Raw genomic sequence first — 18,448 nt, 5'->3', positions numbered from 1 at the left:
CTAAAATCAAATTTTATGTTTAAAAGATGTTTCTCTTACGCCACGAGTACCATAATAGAGGTTAAAGAGATAACAGGGTAGCAAAATCAGATAGGCGACTCTGTTATTGGTATAATGCGACAACCAGGTATACATCAATGGCATCACTGCCCCACCTGCAACGCCCATAATTAATATGGCAGATACGTTGTTAAGAGTTTTATTTGATAGTCCCCTGAGTGCCTGCGGCCAGATCGCAGGCCATAACAAGGCGTTTGTAAGGCCAAGTAAAGTCACACATGCTACGGAAGCTCTACCAGATGTTACAACAGCGAGGATAACAACGCCACTCCCCAATACGGAGGAATACAAATAAGCTTTTTGTTGAGATACAATTTTCGGTATTAAAATTACGCCTAAAAGATAACCAAGTAATGTACTGGCCAGCGTAAAGGCGGTAAGGTTTTTTGAAATATTTAAACTGAGCCCCTGGTATAATCCGTAATTCGCAATAGTATCGCCGGCGATAACCTCTAGTCCCATCGTACAAAAAACAGCGATGAAACCAAAAACAAAATTTGAACGATAAGAAAGGAACGATTTCTTTGTCTCGCTAATAATGCTATTGCCGATCAACTGGGAAGGTCTTATCTCTGGAAGGCGAGCATATTTAATAAGGAAAGCGGTAACTAATAAGGACCCTGACAAAATGAGATACGGCAGAATGACCGCTTTGGCAAGCCGATCCAAACGCAGCTTTTTTTCAACAGCATCCATTGATTGAAGTTCAACAATTAAACTATCCGCATTTTTTAATAAAATGGCCCCGAATATAAGTGGAGCTATGATACCGGCAAATTTATTACAAATGCCCATAATACTCATTCGCTGAGCCGCTTTATCAATAGACCCGATCAGTGTGATATAAGGATTTACAGCTGTTTGTAATATTGTAAGGCCTGCACCCACTACAAAAAGTGCAATTAGGAATAAGGGGTAGTACCGGGTATAAGCTGCAGGAACAAAGAGAAGGCATCCGCCCGCCATAACAACCAGCCCAATACGCATTCCCTTAATCATTCCAGTAAGCTGTAAAACCCTGCTGGATGGTATCGCCAGGGCAGTATAAGAAATATAAAAGGCGAAGGTCACGAGGTACGCCTGCCATTCTTTCAACTCACAGGCTATGGTAAGGTAAGGTATCAATGTACCATTAACCCAGGTTATAAATCCGAAAATAAAAAAGAAACCACCAATCGTTGCAATCTGCCAGGTATGTCTGCTATTTTTTACAGGGTCCATCGCCGCAGAAATCAAGTAAGACATAAAATTTTAAATTTTCTATAGAAGTACCGCTTAACCGCATATACATTACAGGTTCTGCTCATTTATTCTATAAATATCAATGACTATTTGTTTGAGCGCATGAACTACGGTAGTTGTAATTTGTTGGCCTTTTTGGGCGGACGCCTTAAGTGGGTTTCCGTAAATACCATTGGAAGTTTTTGATTTAAAGGTGCGGTAATAGGATGCTGCCGGCCCTCGAAGCATATCGCCTTCGGCCCATGTGAATGCAGGCATATTCTGGCCTTTTTGTATGCTTGCATTATCTACCAGATGGTTTGCAATGAGCTGGATAAGGGAAGTCTCAAATTCGCAGGCATGGCCTGTCCCACCCGGGCCTGTCTCTGTAATTTTTCTCAATGCTTCCTGCGCCAGCACCCACCATGTAACGGTCACAATATGCGTCCCGGGGTTTTCATAGCCAAGTTGTTCGGCAACTACGTTCATAATTCCCTGATTGCCTCCATGGCTGTTGAGGAGAATTATTTTATTAAACCCATGTCGCAGTACCGAAACAATCATTTCTTTTACTACCAATAAAAAAGTACCATGCGTTAAACTTAAAGTACCGGGAAAATCCATATGGTGGTCAGAGCAGCCCACATTAATTGCCGGAAGAATCAAAACAGTGCCACTCATTTCAGTATGCAAACAATGTGCGAAATGTTCTCCGATCAATCGGTCGGTTGCCAGCGGCAGATGTCCACCGTGCTGTTCGGTAGCGGTTAATGGTAATAGTACCGGAATATTCTTATCCAGAGCCCCTATTTGTGCAGAAGTAAGCTGATCCCAAATCATGAAACTATTTTTTTTATTGCCCACAGCTCTATCTCCACCAGCAGCTTTTCAAGTAAACCTGTTTGCACAGCTGTTCGCACCGGCAATGGGTTATTAAAATACTTTTTGTACACTTCGTTGAATACCGGCCAGTCTGCAAGATCTTTCATGTAAACATTTACTTTAAAAACGTCATCAAGACTACATCCCGCAAATGCCAGTTGCTTTTTACAATTATCAAGCGTTTTTCTTGCCTGGGTTTCGATCGTATCGCCAACAATATTTCCATCTACAGCAATAGCTGCCTGTCCGGAAATAACCACCAGTCTGGCTGGATCAATAATCAACACGGGTGAATAGGGCCCGGCAGTCTTATGCTGTACCGCCTGTGTTGTAAATTGAATTTGCCGTTCCATTTTTTCTGCAACAGAACCAGTAAAATGAGGAAGGTACCCGGTAAATCCGGTAATTTTCCAGGTTCCATTTATACAACGGCAGTAGTATACCGTTTGCCAGTTCGCAACCTCTCTTTCACCATTGGCTTTTACAAATGAGCCGATAAACTTTTTATGTGCTAATGCCTTATCTTCTCTAATTTCTATATCGTTTAAAATAGTCACCTGTAAATACATGGCTTTGGGATCACCGGCCCATTTCACTTCATTAAAAATCTTTGCCTGTTTTAGCCATTCTGTTTTATAGGCTTCCAGGTTCGGGAAACTAAGCACCCAGCCATCCGGATCACTTTTATTCTGTCCATCAATACCAATGAAGTTCTCTTCAATGAAATCTTCCGCAATCATTGACCAGTCTTCTTTTACAAAAGCTTCAATATCCCGGGCTACCAGCATTTCCCATATGGCGGCCCGATCCGTATCTTTTCCTGTGAATGGATTTATCATTATAATCAGTTATACTCTTTTTTACTTATTTGATAACGTGCGATGGCATCTGTATCCGGTTCTATGCCCAAACCAATGCCTTCCGGTAAATAGACATACGGTGGTTCAAAACGCAATGGTGTTCGTAACAGGTCGTGCGTTCTTATCATTCGTCCAAAAATATCGCTTGGCCACACACAGGAGCCAGCCGCAGCCGCACTATGTACATACATCGCCTCAAGTATACCAAGATCAATTTCTGAGCCATGCCAGCAGGGCAATTCTGCCGCCGCCGCAATATGATCCATTCGTTGGAAATTAGCCAGCCCAGCATTGAAATTGAAGCCATCAACGGCCTGCAGTTGAATCGCGCGAACCGCGTCCTGTATTCTTTGCCCTTGCAGCATATAAGGCAGTGCCACGTGCAGTACTATCGGTATGGATGCAAAGTTCTTCAGTTCCGCATACTCTTGGATTTTCCATCTTGGTATCGGGTCTTCCAGGCATAATATATTGCCCACTTTTTCTAATGCCTCCATCCGTTGCCGCGCCTGAAACCCATATTCCCAACGCTCATTCGGATCAAGAATCACTTGCATGCCAGGCGCCTCTGCTGCGATAATCTCGCACCAGGAGACAACATCATCCTGAAGATCGCATTTAAACTTAATACAATCGTACCCCATTTTATGGAATTTTCCTGCTACAACCCCTACATCGGTCCGGGTTCGATGACTCGACCAGGCGCCCACTTTTACTTTATTCCTGAGTGCGCCTCCCAAAAGATCTACCACCCGTAGTTGGTGCATCTTAGCATACGCATCCCAAATCGCACATTCAAATCCATCATATTCCCTACAAAAAGCAAAAGGCAGATTTTGCAAGACCAGGCTTGTTATATCTTTCCCGATAAGCATCTGGATGATCCCGGCTACAACATCCTTGTTATGATTTCGATAGCATTCACCCCAACCTGTAATTCCTGAATCTAACTGCAGCTCAATAATCAGTTTGGACAATTCGTCGAACTGGACGCTCCATCCCTGTTTAGCGTCAACAGGTAATTTATGCAGTGGCCTGCTAACATCACCGCTATCAATGGTTCCCTGTTTGGCGGGAACGATTACTTCATAAACAACAATTTTATGTACCCTCATATAAATAGACTATGATGCAAATAGTTGAATAGTGCTCCCGTTATCAACATACAAGGTTTGTCCGGTAATGGCCCTGCTTAAATCTGAAAGAAGAAAACCAACGGTATAGCCACAATCTTCGGGCTGAATTTCGGTATGGATTACCTGTTCCTTTAAAATAATATTCTCCACCCATTGCTCCGGGTTATCTGTTACCGACCTTAAAAGATCGTAATTCTGTTCGGCATGCACGTAACCGGGGGCCACGGCGTTTACCCTAATGTTGTATTGACCTAAGTCAACCGCCATACCCCGGGTAAGCCCTTCAACTGCAGATTTGGCACTGGCATAAATGGCATGTCCCGGAATAGTCGAATGGGCATGGACTGACGAAATATTTACAATGTTGCCCGTAATATCATTCTTTAAAAGCTGTTGGATAAAAAATTTAGAGATCAGCCATACACTTCTGATATCTATCTGATATAATTGATCAAATTCTTGTTCTGTAATTTCGTGCGCAGGCTTACTCAGCCCTATTCCTGCGTTATTCACCAGGCCATGAAGAACACCCACTTCCTTTTCTATACGTTCGAACATGGAGGCGACTTCAGATGTTTTAGCGATGTCTGCAGCAATAGTCAGCACGCCGGGAAATTTTTCAGAAACCCTGGCCGTTTTTTCCGGATCTTTTTCGTTAACAATAAGCCGGGCACCACAGGACAAAAGCGCTTTGCAAACTCCTTCTCCCACCCCAAAACCACCACCGCCGGTAACCAAAATATTTTTCTCATTTAGATTCATCTCTTTTAGTTTCGAATTAATAATATTCAACGCATATTAACAGCTTCCGTATCAAATGATTCGATCAGGTTAATGGACGCCAAAGAGACATTTTCAGGTTGGGGAAGCGCATTCGGATAGTTGTTATTTTCGTTGCCGCCCGATTTATGAGCCACCCCCCATACGGAAACTCTTTGTGGCGATGAGCGCGGTAAATCAATTTTAAACGAAATAACATTCTCCCCGTGATACAGAGGAGCCTTCAGAAAAGTCCAGTATTTTTTACCGACCCCCCATCGGGGCAACACCCTGCTGTTTTCGGTTGTTACCAAGGGCCTTTTGTTCCCATTAATATAAACGGTTCCTTCAGGTTTGAAAGCATCGTTATTACCCTCCATGAGTATCAGCAAATCGGCTTTAGTGGACACTATATTAACAGACCCCTCCATGCTAAGCCTGACCATTGAAGTTGCCGGTGAAGCCGAATCTGCAACATGATTTATGCCCGTCGTCTTAATAAGGGTCTTATCAATTTTATTAATCTTAACCGCGTCAAATCCACGAAGCGCTTCGGTCACCCGGGGAAGTTCATTCGGCAACGCTTTGTCAGTCACAGATAATACCAGCGTTTCGTATGGGGCAAGCGGAATAGTAATGGTATCGCCATACTGCAGTTTTTTTGCATACACTCTTACCTCAGGATAAATACTTACAATATTCAAATTCTTACCCTGTTTCGGAAGTCCGATACTGCTATCAATCTTCAACGTGTACCCGCTATTTTCGATCCAAGGGTTTCTAAGTTCAATTAACCCTTCATTTTTATTGCAATGCGCATAGCCATAAGGTTCACGAGGCATAAGAGAAGGATCTTTTTCCCCCTTGGGTATATCCCCGTTTTGCCAGGTTTTGGGAAAAAGCGGGATCGTATTATTAATGAACGCTGTATTATTCCTGGCCCAAGTAATCATATCCACCATCATTTTCCAACGTGAAGCGTTCATAAATTTCGGATTAACATATAAAGGCAGAAACATATGGCCCCGCATAATCGTCGTAACGGCATCATTGGCGAAAGACTCTGATGTTTGATGAATAACGCCCAACACCTCCTGCGAGGAGATCGGTGTCATAATATGAGCGGCACCCTGAAGATTAAAAAAATCGCGAGCAGAAGTATAGCTCTCCCGGTAAACAGGACTGGGAATGCGTCCCTCTGGGAAATCTCCTCCAAAAGTGCCGATAACGGAGCTGGCATAGAAAAGCCACCAGGGACTGGGATTATAACCCATACAGGTAGTTTCGATCCAGGTCTCAGGTGAAACTTGGTGTATTTGTAAGCAGGTTTCAATCAATGAGGCAGCTATTGCTTCCATAGATAAATTACCAGGTTCATGACCATGATCAGATTCAGGGCAAACAAAATTATATCCATCCAGCTTTACCTGCTTGATCTCATACCGCTGTACCATATTCACCAGCTTATTCCTGAAAGCAGTTCCATAGCGCTTACCGGCAAGACAGCATCTTATAGGGTAAAAATGGCTGGTTGACTTCACGTTAAAAGTCTCATATCCCTCCCGCTCCGCCCATTTGGTATCAACACTTTCAGGAGCGTAAAAAGTAGAAGGCGATATCCATAAGCCCAGATTTGTATTCATTTTCTTTGCAGCCTGCTGAATGGCATTGAATTTTTTCGGGAACATGTTTGTATCTATATCCCAGATGCTTTTAGGGTCGGACCACCCCATATCAATACAAAATGTATTGAACGATTCATGGCCATTTAAATACAGTTTCTGGTTGAATGTTTCCATCAACTCAAGAATATTCTTTTCAGAATACGGCACCGGAGAAGTCCACCAGGAGTTATAATTTACGTGTAATTCACGGCTTCCCGATAGCTGGTAAGCAGAAATATATGAAAGAAACGCTGCTCGTTCCTGCCCCGGCGGCGTAGCGCCGTAAACGGCCTTCCTGCTTTGATACCTTACCCCCGGTTTCAATCTGAGGCCCGGCTGATGAGCGATCACCACCTGTTCCGATTCCATTCGGACAGAAGATACAGGATATTCAATTCCTGCAAAATAACCAGTCAGTAATACCGGATAACTTTGTCCCGGCGCCGCAGGCAAATTGAGTGAAAGTCCCTTTGCGTTTAGTCTGTCTAAAACTATTTCTTTAATCAAAACAGGCGCTTTGATTTCTGATAAACTATAACTAACCCACTTATGCAGCAGCTTTTCCTTCGGCGACCATTGAATAAAAAGTTCTGCCTGAATTTGCCCGCCCCCCTTCAGTTTCAAATTGGGGTATGCAATGCGAAAGGGTTCTTTCATTGATTTTCGAATATCGCCAAATTTCTTTATTGGAGCATCCCCCCCAATAATTTGCCCACCCACATCAAAGAACGGGCAGTCAATTGACACTGCAAGCTTATGCGCATGATGCGTAACAACAATCTGATGTGGTTCGATTGTAATTGAGGGAGTGGGATCTTGTCCTAATACAGCAGTTGAAACAGCCATCAACAAGAAAGGTCCAAAAAGATACATCATCCTTCGGCAGTACACTATTTGCCCCGACAGAAAAGAGAATTTACTCTTCTGCAGCAGACTTAAAAAAAATTGAATATTCATAAGCTTTACAATCATTGAGGGTCATAATGGGTTTGGAGTTAAATTCGGATTGTTGTTCATTTCATATTCCGGAATTAAAAACACTACTGAATTATCAGTAGGCTGAACAGTTTGATGCAAATGATCCAAACCATGATACCCAGGATAGTTTCTAATCATCGGAAGATTATTCCGGAATAAATCATAAACACGATGTCCTTCAAACGCCAGTTCAAGTCTACGCTCCTGCAACACCACCTCCAATATACTGTTCAAACCCTTTAAGTCGTTTGTTGTATAGAGGGCTGCACCTGATAAACCTGCACGCATACGGATCTTATTTACATCGTCAAGAGCAGCCTGTTCATTCCCAATCTTAGCATTTGCTTCTGCCCGGTTTAAATACATTTCTGCTAATCGCAGATAAACAGGCGAATTCAAATTAACGATACCCTCCTGTTTATTGTATTTATTCACCATATAGCAAGGCGTCAATCCGCCATAAAGCACTTCGATATTACCATTTGCATCTAACAATGGTTCAATAAAACTATGTCTGATATCCTGGGGATATTTATCCAGCAAATTGACATAAGTGAGAGAGGCGGACATTTGCGCATAACCCGTAGCCCGGGTTACCGGATCGTTGTAGAACATGATACCAACTATTCCATAAGGATCTGAAATCGTATGCCGCACGGCAAAAATTGTTTCGGGATTCTGCTCCGGAACAACAGTGAAATATTTTTTGTAAAGTTCCGCCCCTGCTAACTGATAACGTTCTGAATCAATTACCTTCGTTGCATAAAAGGCTGAATTCTCATTGTCCTCCATATACAAAAAAACACGCGATAAAAGTGCATAAGCTGCCTCTTTGGAAGCAAACCGGGAATCTTTATTTACCGACATCAGCTCTGCTGCCTTTAGCAGGTCATTTATAACAAAATCATAGACTTCTTTTACGGAGTTTCGCGCCGGCAGATCATTGGCTGTATTATCTTTAATTACCACCCCCGGGTTATTTCCCGAATCCTGTGTATAGGGGCGGCCAAAGGCCCGCACCAGATTAAAGTGACACATAGCCCGTAAAAATAGATTCTCGCCTTTAAGCTGGTCCGTTTCAGGGGATGCCCCATCTTCAATTTTCTCTATAACACGATTGGCAGAATGAATTATTTTATATGAGATTCTCCAAAATTGTGTAGTACAATTCATACCTGCAAAGTGATTATAATCGTATGCCTGCAGCATATGATTAGTGCTGCTTGAGGCTAAAGCTACGTTATCACTTGGATATTCGCTTAAAATAGTATAATACCATGTGAAGGTTTCACTTGCCGGTCCGATCATCCCGGCATATGTACCCATCGTTGCCGTTTCTAAATCGGATAGCGTTGCTAAGGCCATCTCATCTGATTTACTATCGTACGGCTGCAAGTCTTTATTACACGAACTGATCAAAATCAGACATGCCATTATCTTAATTGAAATAATTTTCATATACGGGCTGTTTAAAACTTAACATTTAGACCAACTATTATTCTTCTACTGTTGGGATACGTAAATCTCGAAATTCCGCCACTGGAGCTCAGTAACACTTCAGGATCCATTCCCGAAAAACGCGTCCCCGTCCATAAATTATCCCCGCTGACAAAAAGGCGCGCATTACTAATTCTTAATTTATTCAAAAGCTGATCACTTAGCTGGTATGATAGCGAAACGTTTCGCAATCGAATATAACTCCCATCCTCCAGATACCTTGAAGATGGTCTGTTTGAAAACCTATTGCCTCCTTCAACAGACTTCGGATGTGTGGCAACATCGCCAGGCTCTTGCCACCTGGTCCAGCCTTCTATAAGATTCATGCTGTTATAGGTTTGATAAGACCCATCCGAGTCGAAAAATTCCCGGGACGCATTATATACTTTGTTTCCGCTCACGAAATTAAAAAAGGCGTTGAGAGCAAACCCTCTATAAGAAAAAGTATTTATAAACCCACCGGTAAAATCTGGCGAGGCCTTACCCGTAAACTGCTGGGTTGCTTCATTATAAGAGTTTGTTTGGGTAATAATTGAATGATTATCGGCATCTATGGCGAGTTTTTCCCACAAGGGGTCTCCGTTCTCTGGATCCACACCCACCCATTTGCGCATGTACCAGCTGCTAAGATCCCGGCCTTCGCTAATGTTATGGCTTCCGGAAACGATATCGGTATGCTGATAAAGTGCCAATACTTTGTTATGGTTGAAGGCAATATTAAAATTCGTCCTCCACTTCAGGGCACCAGTTAAATTGTTTGTATTGAGATTGATCTCAATCCCCCTGTTTTTTACGGAGCCTACATTTTGAATAATTGAAGAATATCCGCTTGTATATGGTAATGGAACATTCAATAAGAGCGCATCCGTTGTTTTGTCGTACCAGTCTACTGAAACCGAAACCCGTTCAAAAAGGCTAATGTCAATTCCGAAATTTGTCGTTTTTGCCTTCTCCCAGGAGAGATCATGGTTCGCCATTTGGAGCGGCACGCTCGCTGTTATCCCGGAGTAACTGGCAGAAAATGTATACAACCCTAATGATTGATAATTTCCAATTTGCGCATTCCCCGATGATCCGTAACTCATTCTGATTTTTATCAGATCAAATATTCTCTGATCCCTCATAAAATTCTCGTTACTAAGTATCCAGGCACCTGACAGGGTATAAAAACCGGCCGACCGGTTATTCGAACCAAATCGGGAAGATGACTCATTAATAAAAGATCCTACAGCGAAGTACCGATTATCATAATTATAATCTGCCTGTACCAGTTCTTTACTGAATACATTTTCACCGGTATTACCGCCCGCATTCAAAATTGTCGATGCCACATCCATTACAGCCAAGCCACTTGGCAAACCCCAGCCGGTTATACTGTTATTGTCCGAATAATTTCTTTCCATTTCCGCGACGGCAAGCACATCTAAATTATGTTTTCCAAAATTATTTTGATACTCAAGCCGGTTGGAAGTAATGAGTCCGCTACTGGTATTAAAGACATTTACCAAACTACCATTAGCGGCTAGTCCCGCTTTAGATTTAACATCTGCATATACAACATTCTTAGAATCTGAATAAGCAGCACGATTAAAGGTAGAAAGGGTAAAATGTTGACTGAGTTTATAAACCAAAACCAGATCACCGGTCACATCAGCCTGCTTCATTTTATTAAAATTATACTGCCATCCATGCAGAAAATTGTTTTTTTCCCGGCCAATCCAGCCCGGCTCTGTTCCCATCCTGATCGATCCATCTGCATTGAATGGATTGTCCCAGGGCATATTTGTAAACGCACCGTACAAAGCCCCCATACCTCCAGATGCCTCTTCTTCAGATTTACCGAAGCCTCCATTAAACCTTACATGCATTTTAAGTTTATCATTAATTTTATAAGAAATGTTTGTCCGTAAGTTATATTTTTGAGTTCCATTGTGCTCAAGGGTTCCCTGTTCCTGGTAATAATTTAACGAAGTATAAAATTGCGTTTTTTCAGAACCGCCGGATACAGAAAGTGCATGGTTTTGAGTAATACCCGTTCGAAAGGCAATACCCAACCAGTCAGTATTTTGTTGAAGGAGGCTGACAGGGCGTACCCGGTCGAAATCTGCGGGGTTTAGAAAGGTTTTCTGATAATCATAAAGTTGTTGGGCATTCATGATGTCAAAGCGACCAGTGGTAATCTTGTTAAACCCCACTCTGGAACTTAAATCAACCCGCGTCTTCCCTTTTCCGGTTTTGGTAGTAATGATAATGACTCCATTGGATGCTCTTGAGCCGTATAGGCCTGTAACAGCAGCGTCTTTAAGGATGGTTACCGATTCAACATCATTGGGATTCACCATGCCACCAATTATTCCATCTACAACATACAACGGAGCAGCACCAGCGGAAATAGAGCCGGAGCCCCGTATGATCGCCGCCGGAGGCGTGTTAGGGTTGCCTCCGGCTCCATTGGAAACAATGACACCCGGAACTTTTCCCTGCAATAAATTGGTAACATTGTTTGACGTCACATCATTAAGCTGTTCGCCGGAAACAACGGCAACAGAGCCGGAAATATGGGATTGCTGCTTTGAGGTATATCCCATAACGACAACATTATTCAGCTGACTTGTCAAAGATGGATTTAAAGCTATTAAAACACCGGCTTGCCCATTCGCCACCAGCGTTGTATCTACAGTATAACCCACAAAGGATGTTATTAGGGTAATATCTTTGTCTGGAATAACTATACTAAACTCACCTTCGGCATTGGTAATAGCGTTGACGCCCTCATTCCATATCAAAACGGTAGCCCCCTCCAGGGGTCTATTATTTGTCTTATCCCGCACAACACCTGTTATTCGGTGTTGTGCAAATAAGCTGGCAGTATCAAAAATAAAAAACATACATATTAATAGCAGTTTTTTCTCCCGAAAATTTGAAACGCATTTAATCGTCATGGCAGGCACTTCGTTAATAAGATTAGAACTCGTCTCAGAACTTAATACTCGTCATATCGACCGTCTGCCGAAAGTTTTTGAAGGAAATGAAGACAGTGCTTTATTTACACATCTTCTCGTGTTGATATTTCCTGGCGACACGATGGTTCGTTCAATATGACGACCTTTGTAATAGGCTCTGTTAAATCCCTACAAACCTAATATTTGAAAATCTTATAAATATTCGATAAACTATCTAATATGAATACTTTTTTAACATAGGTTAGATCGAAAGAACTAATTATTGATAAAATGCAGAACATTTATTTACGCTCACGACCGCTTATTAAGCGTTCACGCGCCTGGCATTATTTATTTGAGATCGATCCATTGATAGAAACCGGTTCTTATATTCTTTCGGAATCACACCAATCTGTTTTTTAAAATGCCTGTAATAATTTGACAAACTATCGAATCCGCTTAAATAACAAATTTCAGAAATACTGTAGTTATCCTCTATTAATAGCCTGCAGGCATGCGCAATACGTATTTCCGATATATAATTTGAAAATGTTTTTCTCGTATGATGCTTAAAATATCGAGAAAAAGATGGTATGCTCATATTTAATTTGAACGCAATTTCCTCAATATAGATCTCCTGCGTGTAATTTTCCATTATAAACTGTAGCGCTGTGTTAATTTTATCGGTATCGTAACTTTTGTTTGCAGTAAATCCGCTCGATAAAATGAAATTCAACTCATTACTGGTTGACAGGTAGATCAAAATATCCAGCAGGCCTAATAGGCGTTCGGCCGGAGAATTATTTTTCATTTCATATAATTTTTTCCTGACATATTGATTGGTGTCCCCGCCAATCTCAATTCCTAATGATGATTTATCCAAAAACCTCCGGACTAATGTCATCTCGGGTAAATCAAAAAAATATTTGCCTAGAAAATCCTCCGTAAAGTGTATAAAAATGGATCTAGCAACCAGTCCCTTATTCTGATAATACGCTTCGTGATTTCTGTATAAATGAGGCGTATTAGGACTTATTAATATCAGGTCGCCATCCTTAAAGTAACTTACCTGATCTCCAATAAATCTCGTCCCCTCGGTTTTATCTATCAGTACAAGTTCATATTCTTTATGAAAATGCCAGGGCTTATCAAAATAATCACACTCCCAGCACATAAACAAGAAGGAGGATTCCATTGGTAACGGAAGCTTATGAAATTGAGCACGCATTTTACTTGTTTTTTACAGATCAGGTACCTGAATTCTTATATGATTCTGCCTTTAACCAATTCGCCTATATTCTTTAAAATCAGTTCGCAGCCATACCCGGATTGATGCGGTCAAAATTCAGTCTCGGATCCAGCTTCACCGAAGTATCTACAAAGCAAGAACCGGTCTCAATGTCATTTCGTTATTTCTTCTATTGATCGCTTATTGCAATACCCTGTACTACTACTTTGCTTTACTGCGCCGCCTGATTACGAACCTTGTATTCGGCTATTCTGGGATGTCTTATTTGCGAGTTAACTGTTTGAACCTGTTTTGAGAACCGGCTCTGTAAGCCGCAACAAAAACAACAAAGCCGTCACGAATATTAATTCCTATTGCAGTAGCATCTTGAATCATTTCAGCAGGCAATGCGTTCTTATGCCCGCAATTTCAAGGTCATTGATCCCTACTTCACTTAGTTCAAGTATAAATTTGTTATTCATGACAGGATTTCGTTAATAATTTTGAGTCAATCCCTATAGAAAGAAATAATATTTTATCCGATCCCTATCCGTTTTCATTTATATAAACCGACATCTTTTATGCATGCAAGGCCGTCAACGGGTCAACTGGTAAAATCAACCTGGCTACGCAACGGGTCCATGTTTCTCGATGCTTTTTACAATTAATAGAAGGTCGTCTATATCTTTTTCAGTATATGCAGCACTTATATACCATACCCCCTGCAGATAATGCTGATATTCATATCCTGCATAGCTGGTATAAACGCCCCGGCTCAATCCGATCGAACGATAAAATATCGCTGTAGTCTTTTTACCGATGCCAATTGATAAACTCCGCAGGAAACATTCGTTCCATGCCTGAACAAGCAAATTTTGTCTACCAGCCCTTGCCCCACCACTACCCCCCATTAATTTTCCCCGAATCAACAAACCATCGGAAATAAAAATGACATATGTAGTACATATTTCAAATATATGCAGGAATTCTGAAATCAAAAAATAATTCAGAAAAATACAGAATTTTTGTACCGCAGCAGGAACGATAGCGGGAAAACAAGTTATACCGATTGGATATGCGGGAAAGTACCAGCCTAATACGAAAATGAATATTTAATTAGACCAAAAATGGTGTTGAAAAATATAGTCAAAGGCACAGGTTGATTTAACGGTATTGGCAGAGAGCCTGGTGATGGCTTCCGTAATAAAAGCGCTGAGCTCGTCTAATGATTTGAATATCCGGTTGGTAAATTTTCTTTTAATATGACGCCATATTTTTTCTGCCGGGTTAAGCTCTGGACTATATGGGGGCAGGAATAGTAAAGCGATATTATCGGGAATGATTAATGATTTGGCTTTGTGAAAGGCTCCATTATCCAGGATCATTATTTTATATTCGCCCGGATTGACCAAAGAGGGCTCATTAACAAAGAGTCGGAATGTTTGGGCATTACAACAGGGTAATTCCAGCAGACATTTTATCTCCCGTGATGGGAGAAAAAGCTCCAAACAGGTACGTGGACTTAAATACCTGTTGAAAAGGACAAATGGGCTGCACCCCTTTTATTGTAAGCCCTTTCCCGTTTTTGGTATGCAACCCGAAGCGGCTTTCGTCTTCAAAGTACAGGTTTACTGCATGATACTGTCGTGGGATGCGCCATACGATATCGCTTATTTTTTGGATAAAGTTTTTTTAAAAGTGGCTACAGCCGCTTCCTCTTTTTTGATATGGCTTTTTCTGGCCAGACAAACTGTCGCAAAAATGTCGAACATTGACAGTGGACTGTCCCTTTTTTTGAGATAACTTGTCGCCTGTAATATTTGACGCAAGGAGTACAATAAGTCTTTACTTCATCCTGTCGCCCATTCTGTCAAAAAAATCGATTTCGCCGATTGCGGTTCTAAGGCATCGCATTATTTCCTCATGAAAGTCAGATCCGGCAGCGTGGAGCGGATCAATTGCTTTGGCCAGCTGTGTCCGAAGCTCAAAAAGTTGTTCTCTGTTATACTTTTTTGATGCCTTTACCAGCTCCAATTTCATTAACTCCTCCTGCTGATTTTGCCTGGGATTAAATATTTCGTTGATATGGCTGCACTGGTGGCAAACACCCTGTTGATTAATTAATGCACACCGATGTTCAAAAATATTGGTCATGGTATTTCGGGCATCGTTTAACAGGTGTTTTACCACCCCCTCTGTTTTTTCGAGGATAAGGCAGATTTCTTTTACCTGAAAATCATACATATTTTTTAGAATCAATGCTACCTGGTTTTCTATAGGAAGCGTTTTTGAAATACAGGTAAAACAATAATCAATATGTTCCCTCATTTCGTAAGCGCCCGCAGGTGAGTTGTCATGGACCATCCAAAAAACTTGTCGCATTCCCTCTGAACTTATTGCCAAATCCGCCGCCCTATCCTGAGCATCGGGCAACCACCGCTTTTGCCTGCGTAAATGATCGTAAGCGAGATTTGTAGCGATTTTGAATACCCAGGTTTTCAAGGAAGATTCTTCCTTGAAAGTTGATATTTTAGTAAATGCTTTGATAAAAGTGTCATGCGTTAAATCATCGACATCATTTCTATCCGTAAGCAGGCGGTATAAGTAAGATTTCAGCTGGGTTTGAAATTCGGCAAACAATGTTTGAAATGCATTGATGTCTCCAGATACTGCGGCTTGTAAAATGTCATTTTTTTCCATAAATCGGACAATAAATAAATGAGTTGAGGACGCGTCAAAATCCGGCATGCCTTCTTTTTGTCAGGCTACTTGGAGGGGGATTTTTTTTGTTTATCCGATTCTCGCTCCCACACCAATACTTTCGGCACATCCTCAACTACTAAATTAGCGAAATAGTTTACTACAGCACATTCATCTTGCCACAATCCACATCCACAATATGACTGTTGAAAGCCACACCCGTATCCGAGGCAAGAAAAGCGGCTGTCTCACCCACTTGCTTCAACGTCAAATTTCCTTTTATTATATCGAAAGATTTGTATTGCGCAATAATCTGGGCCTCCGGTATGTTATACTTCCGGGCAGTATCTGAAATAAAGCCGGATATCCTTTTCGTTTCCATCAATGCTCCTGCGCAAATACAAATAACTTTGATGTTGTTCGAACCCCACTCCGCCGCCATTACACGAGTTAGCCCCTCAATAGCGGCACTGGCCGCAGTAATACCTGCTACATTGGGGAATTTCGATTTCGATAGTTGAGCCGAAAGCAATAAAATAGTTCCCTCTGACTTGGATTCTATCATATACTTTGCCGCAATTCTTGACGTAAGAAATTGCGAACCGCAAATCTTTTCAATCGGCGCCATAAATTGTTCAAATGTAGCAACGGTTGTAGGTGGTCGTCCTCCCATTTCCTCATAGGTAGCTCCAATGCCATTGAATATTACATCCAACCTGCCATGTTCCAATATAACTTTCTTTAGAAGACTGCTTATTTCAGTCTCGTTCAATGCATCAACTTGTACCGCTTCAACATCACCGCCATTAGTTCCGATTTTTTGAGCCAACGCTTTTATGCTTTTATGGCTTCTACCGGTTACATATACCTTTGCTCCATGTTCGCAAAGCGATTGCGCAACTGCTCCTGCAATGTCTCCTGATGCCGCAAAAACAACGGCTACTTTGTCCTTTAAATTTGTCATTTCCCTATTATTTTTTGATTAATAGTACTTTGACGTTTGAGCTCGATAAAACGGTCGAAATTTTAAAAAACTTATACCCCTGTAGCATATTCATAGCGTACTGCGCGCAGAAGCGCTATCGAAACCCAAATGAACCAGTCTGTCTTTACTGAAAATTGTTTAAATACGGTAGAAAATGCAGAAGACCCATTTTTTGGCCATTAAACGATTACCGTTGTCCACAATGGGCTTTTGAAAAAGCTGTTTTGCTTGGAGATGCCGCGGCAGGTTTTTCGCTAACTGCAGGAATTGGCGCAGGAATGGCAATGGAATCGGCTTGGGTGTTGACACGAATGTTGCGTTATGCGGACAAAAACAATCTTGCAGCCTTACTAAAGGCTTATGAAGAATCTCAAAAACCAAGAGTTGAGGCCGCACGAGGCTCTTCTCGTAGTTTAGCCAATATGATGTTTCGACAAAGTAAATTATCGACTTATCTACGCGATTTATCGATGTATTTTGCGAGCGTTGAAATGGCGATTAAACCCATACAAAAATTGGTTGCAAATCCGCCCAAACCTGATGAAATAGCAAATAGCTGTCTGAATAAAGTAAATGCTCAAAATAATGTGAGTAGATGAAAAAACAGCAGGCAACAAACGGTTTTGCGCAAGAGGAAATAAAGAGATAAAATGACGTTTACGGCTTCGATTGCCGCAAAAAAACCGCTTGAATTTTGCTGAAAAGAATTAAATTAGCAAAATTCAAGCGGTTTTTGCTCGGTTTACGGTAAACTGAAAGTTCCGTCTTCGTTAGCCCCCTCCTGCGCAAAGCCACCAGATGTTAGTGGCAAGTATAACGAAACTCTCCGACAATGAAAAAACTCATTGACGACATAAAGAAAATCGAACACGGCTTTAAGCATATTGTTGAAGCGGGTAACATTATTTTGGCTGACAAGACACAGAAACATTTTGACCTCGCAACAAAATTTTTATCTGACGACACTTACCAAGTCAGAATGTTGGCAACTTATCTTTTGGGACAACTTTCAACTGACAATTCCGAGGCTCTCGAACTTCTTGAAACAAAAATTGCAAAGGACAAAGATTGGCGAGTGCAAGAAATGTTGGCAAAAGCATTTGACCATTATTGCAAGACAATCGGCTATAAAAAAGTTTTGCCAACAATTAAAAAGTGGCTGGCGGATGAAAATCCCAAAGTTAAAAGAGCAGTTATTGAAGGGCTTCGCATTTGGACAAACCGTCCTTACTTTAAAGACAATCCAACAATTGCAATACAACTCATTAGCGAACATAAATCGGACGACAGTGAATACTTGCGAAAGGCAATTGGCAATGCACTGCGGGACATAAGCAAAAAGGACACAGACAAAGTGCTCGCTGAACTTTCAACGTGGGACTTGACAAATGAAGAAACAGAATTTGTATATAAATTAGCTAAAGGAAAATGAAATGCCTGCCATAACATCGTATTGGCAGGGCTGAAAACACTAACAAACGACAGAACAATTCGACAAAATCTGAATTTAATAACTCTTCGGGCCAGTGACTTTCA

Annotated in this window: 14 protein-coding genes; 2 read left to right on the top strand and 12 right to left on the bottom strand. The window is 41.4% G+C overall.

What is annotated here, in order from left to right:
- Nucleotides 1–6 precede the first annotated feature (6 nt).
- From B160_RS0102745 to B160_RS0102670, 12 genes are all read right to left on the bottom strand, one after another.
- Nucleotides 7–1,305 carry a sugar MFS transporter gene (locus tag B160_RS0102745; RefSeq protein ID WP_018626329.1) on the bottom strand — a complete coding sequence of 433 codons (1,299 nt, stop codon included), beginning with the start codon at nucleotides 1,303–1,305 and terminating at the stop codon, nucleotides 7–9.
- A gap of 45 nt (nucleotides 1,306–1,350) precedes the next feature.
- Nucleotides 1,351–2,121: a creatininase family protein gene (locus tag B160_RS0102740; protein ID WP_018626328.1), complete on the bottom strand. Its 771-nt coding sequence runs from the start codon at nucleotides 2,119–2,121 to the stop codon at nucleotides 1,351–1,353.
- Nucleotides 2,118–2,951 (bottom strand): RidA family protein, encoded by an 834-nt coding sequence (locus tag B160_RS30990; protein WP_211218034.1) that lies wholly within the window; start codon nucleotides 2,949–2,951, stop codon nucleotides 2,118–2,120. The genes B160_RS0102740 and B160_RS30990 overlap by 4 nt, the downstream gene beginning before the upstream one ends.
- Before the next feature lie 56 nt (nucleotides 2,952–3,007).
- Nucleotides 3,008–4,138, bottom strand: a complete 1,131-nt coding sequence (locus tag B160_RS0102730) for a mandelate racemase/muconate lactonizing enzyme family protein (RefSeq protein WP_018626326.1) — start codon at nucleotides 4,136–4,138, stop codon at nucleotides 3,008–3,010.
- Nucleotides 4,139–4,147: 9 nt separating this feature from the next.
- Complete coding sequence (locus B160_RS0102725) at nucleotides 4,148–4,921, bottom strand: SDR family NAD(P)-dependent oxidoreductase (protein WP_018626325.1); 774 nt, start codon at nucleotides 4,919–4,921, stop codon at nucleotides 4,148–4,150.
- 26 nt (nucleotides 4,922–4,947) lie between these two features.
- Complete coding sequence (locus tag B160_RS0102720; RefSeq protein ID WP_169539982.1) at nucleotides 4,948–7,539, bottom strand: hypothetical protein; 2,592 nt, start codon at nucleotides 7,537–7,539, stop codon at nucleotides 4,948–4,950.
- 21 nt (nucleotides 7,540–7,560) lie between these two features.
- Nucleotides 7,561–9,018 (bottom strand): RagB/SusD family nutrient uptake outer membrane protein, encoded by a 1,458-nt coding sequence (locus B160_RS0102715; RefSeq protein ID WP_026309477.1) that lies wholly within the window; start codon nucleotides 9,016–9,018, stop codon nucleotides 7,561–7,563.
- An 11-nt stretch (nucleotides 9,019–9,029) separates the two neighbouring features.
- Nucleotides 9,030–11,945, bottom strand: a complete 2,916-nt coding sequence (locus tag B160_RS0102710) for a SusC/RagA family TonB-linked outer membrane protein (RefSeq protein ID WP_018626322.1) — start codon at nucleotides 11,943–11,945, stop codon at nucleotides 9,030–9,032.
- A gap of 379 nt (nucleotides 11,946–12,324) precedes the next feature.
- Nucleotides 12,325–13,227, bottom strand: a complete 903-nt coding sequence (locus B160_RS28260; protein ID WP_071596980.1) for an AraC family transcriptional regulator — start codon at nucleotides 13,225–13,227, stop codon at nucleotides 12,325–12,327.
- A 1,112-nt stretch (nucleotides 13,228–14,339) separates the two neighbouring features.
- Complete coding sequence (locus tag B160_RS30985) at nucleotides 14,340–14,735, bottom strand: transposase (protein WP_083927650.1); 396 nt, start codon at nucleotides 14,733–14,735, stop codon at nucleotides 14,340–14,342.
- A 337-nt stretch (nucleotides 14,736–15,072) separates the two neighbouring features.
- Nucleotides 15,073–15,927 carry an RNA polymerase sigma factor gene (locus tag B160_RS0102675; RefSeq protein WP_157557858.1) on the bottom strand — a complete coding sequence of 285 codons (855 nt, stop codon included), beginning with the start codon at nucleotides 15,925–15,927 and terminating at the stop codon, nucleotides 15,073–15,075.
- 160 nt (nucleotides 15,928–16,087) lie between these two features.
- Nucleotides 16,088–16,891: an SDR family NAD(P)-dependent oxidoreductase gene (locus B160_RS0102670; RefSeq protein ID WP_018626312.1), complete on the bottom strand. Its 804-nt coding sequence runs from the start codon at nucleotides 16,889–16,891 to the stop codon at nucleotides 16,088–16,090.
- A gap of 155 nt (nucleotides 16,892–17,046) precedes the next feature.
- Between B160_RS0102670 and B160_RS0102665 the strand changes: the two genes are divergently transcribed.
- Nucleotides 17,047–17,511 carry an FAD-dependent oxidoreductase gene (locus B160_RS0102665; protein WP_040679259.1) on the top strand — a complete coding sequence of 155 codons (465 nt, stop codon included), beginning with the start codon at nucleotides 17,047–17,049 and terminating at the stop codon, nucleotides 17,509–17,511.
- Nucleotides 17,512–17,744: 233 nt separating this feature from the next.
- Nucleotides 17,745–18,344, top strand: coding sequence for a DNA alkylation repair protein (locus B160_RS0102660; RefSeq protein WP_018626310.1), 600 nt, complete (start codon nucleotides 17,745–17,747; stop codon nucleotides 18,342–18,344).
- Nucleotides 18,345–18,448 lie beyond the last annotated feature (104 nt).

Origin of the sequence: Niabella aurantiaca DSM 17617, assembly GCF_000374125.1 — a bacterium.
In the GTDB taxonomy this organism is placed as follows: Bacteria; Bacteroidota; Bacteroidia; order Chitinophagales; family Chitinophagaceae; genus Niabella; species Niabella aurantiaca.
Note: the sequence above shows the minus strand (reverse complement) of the source record. Positions and strands in the feature narration are given on the sequence as shown.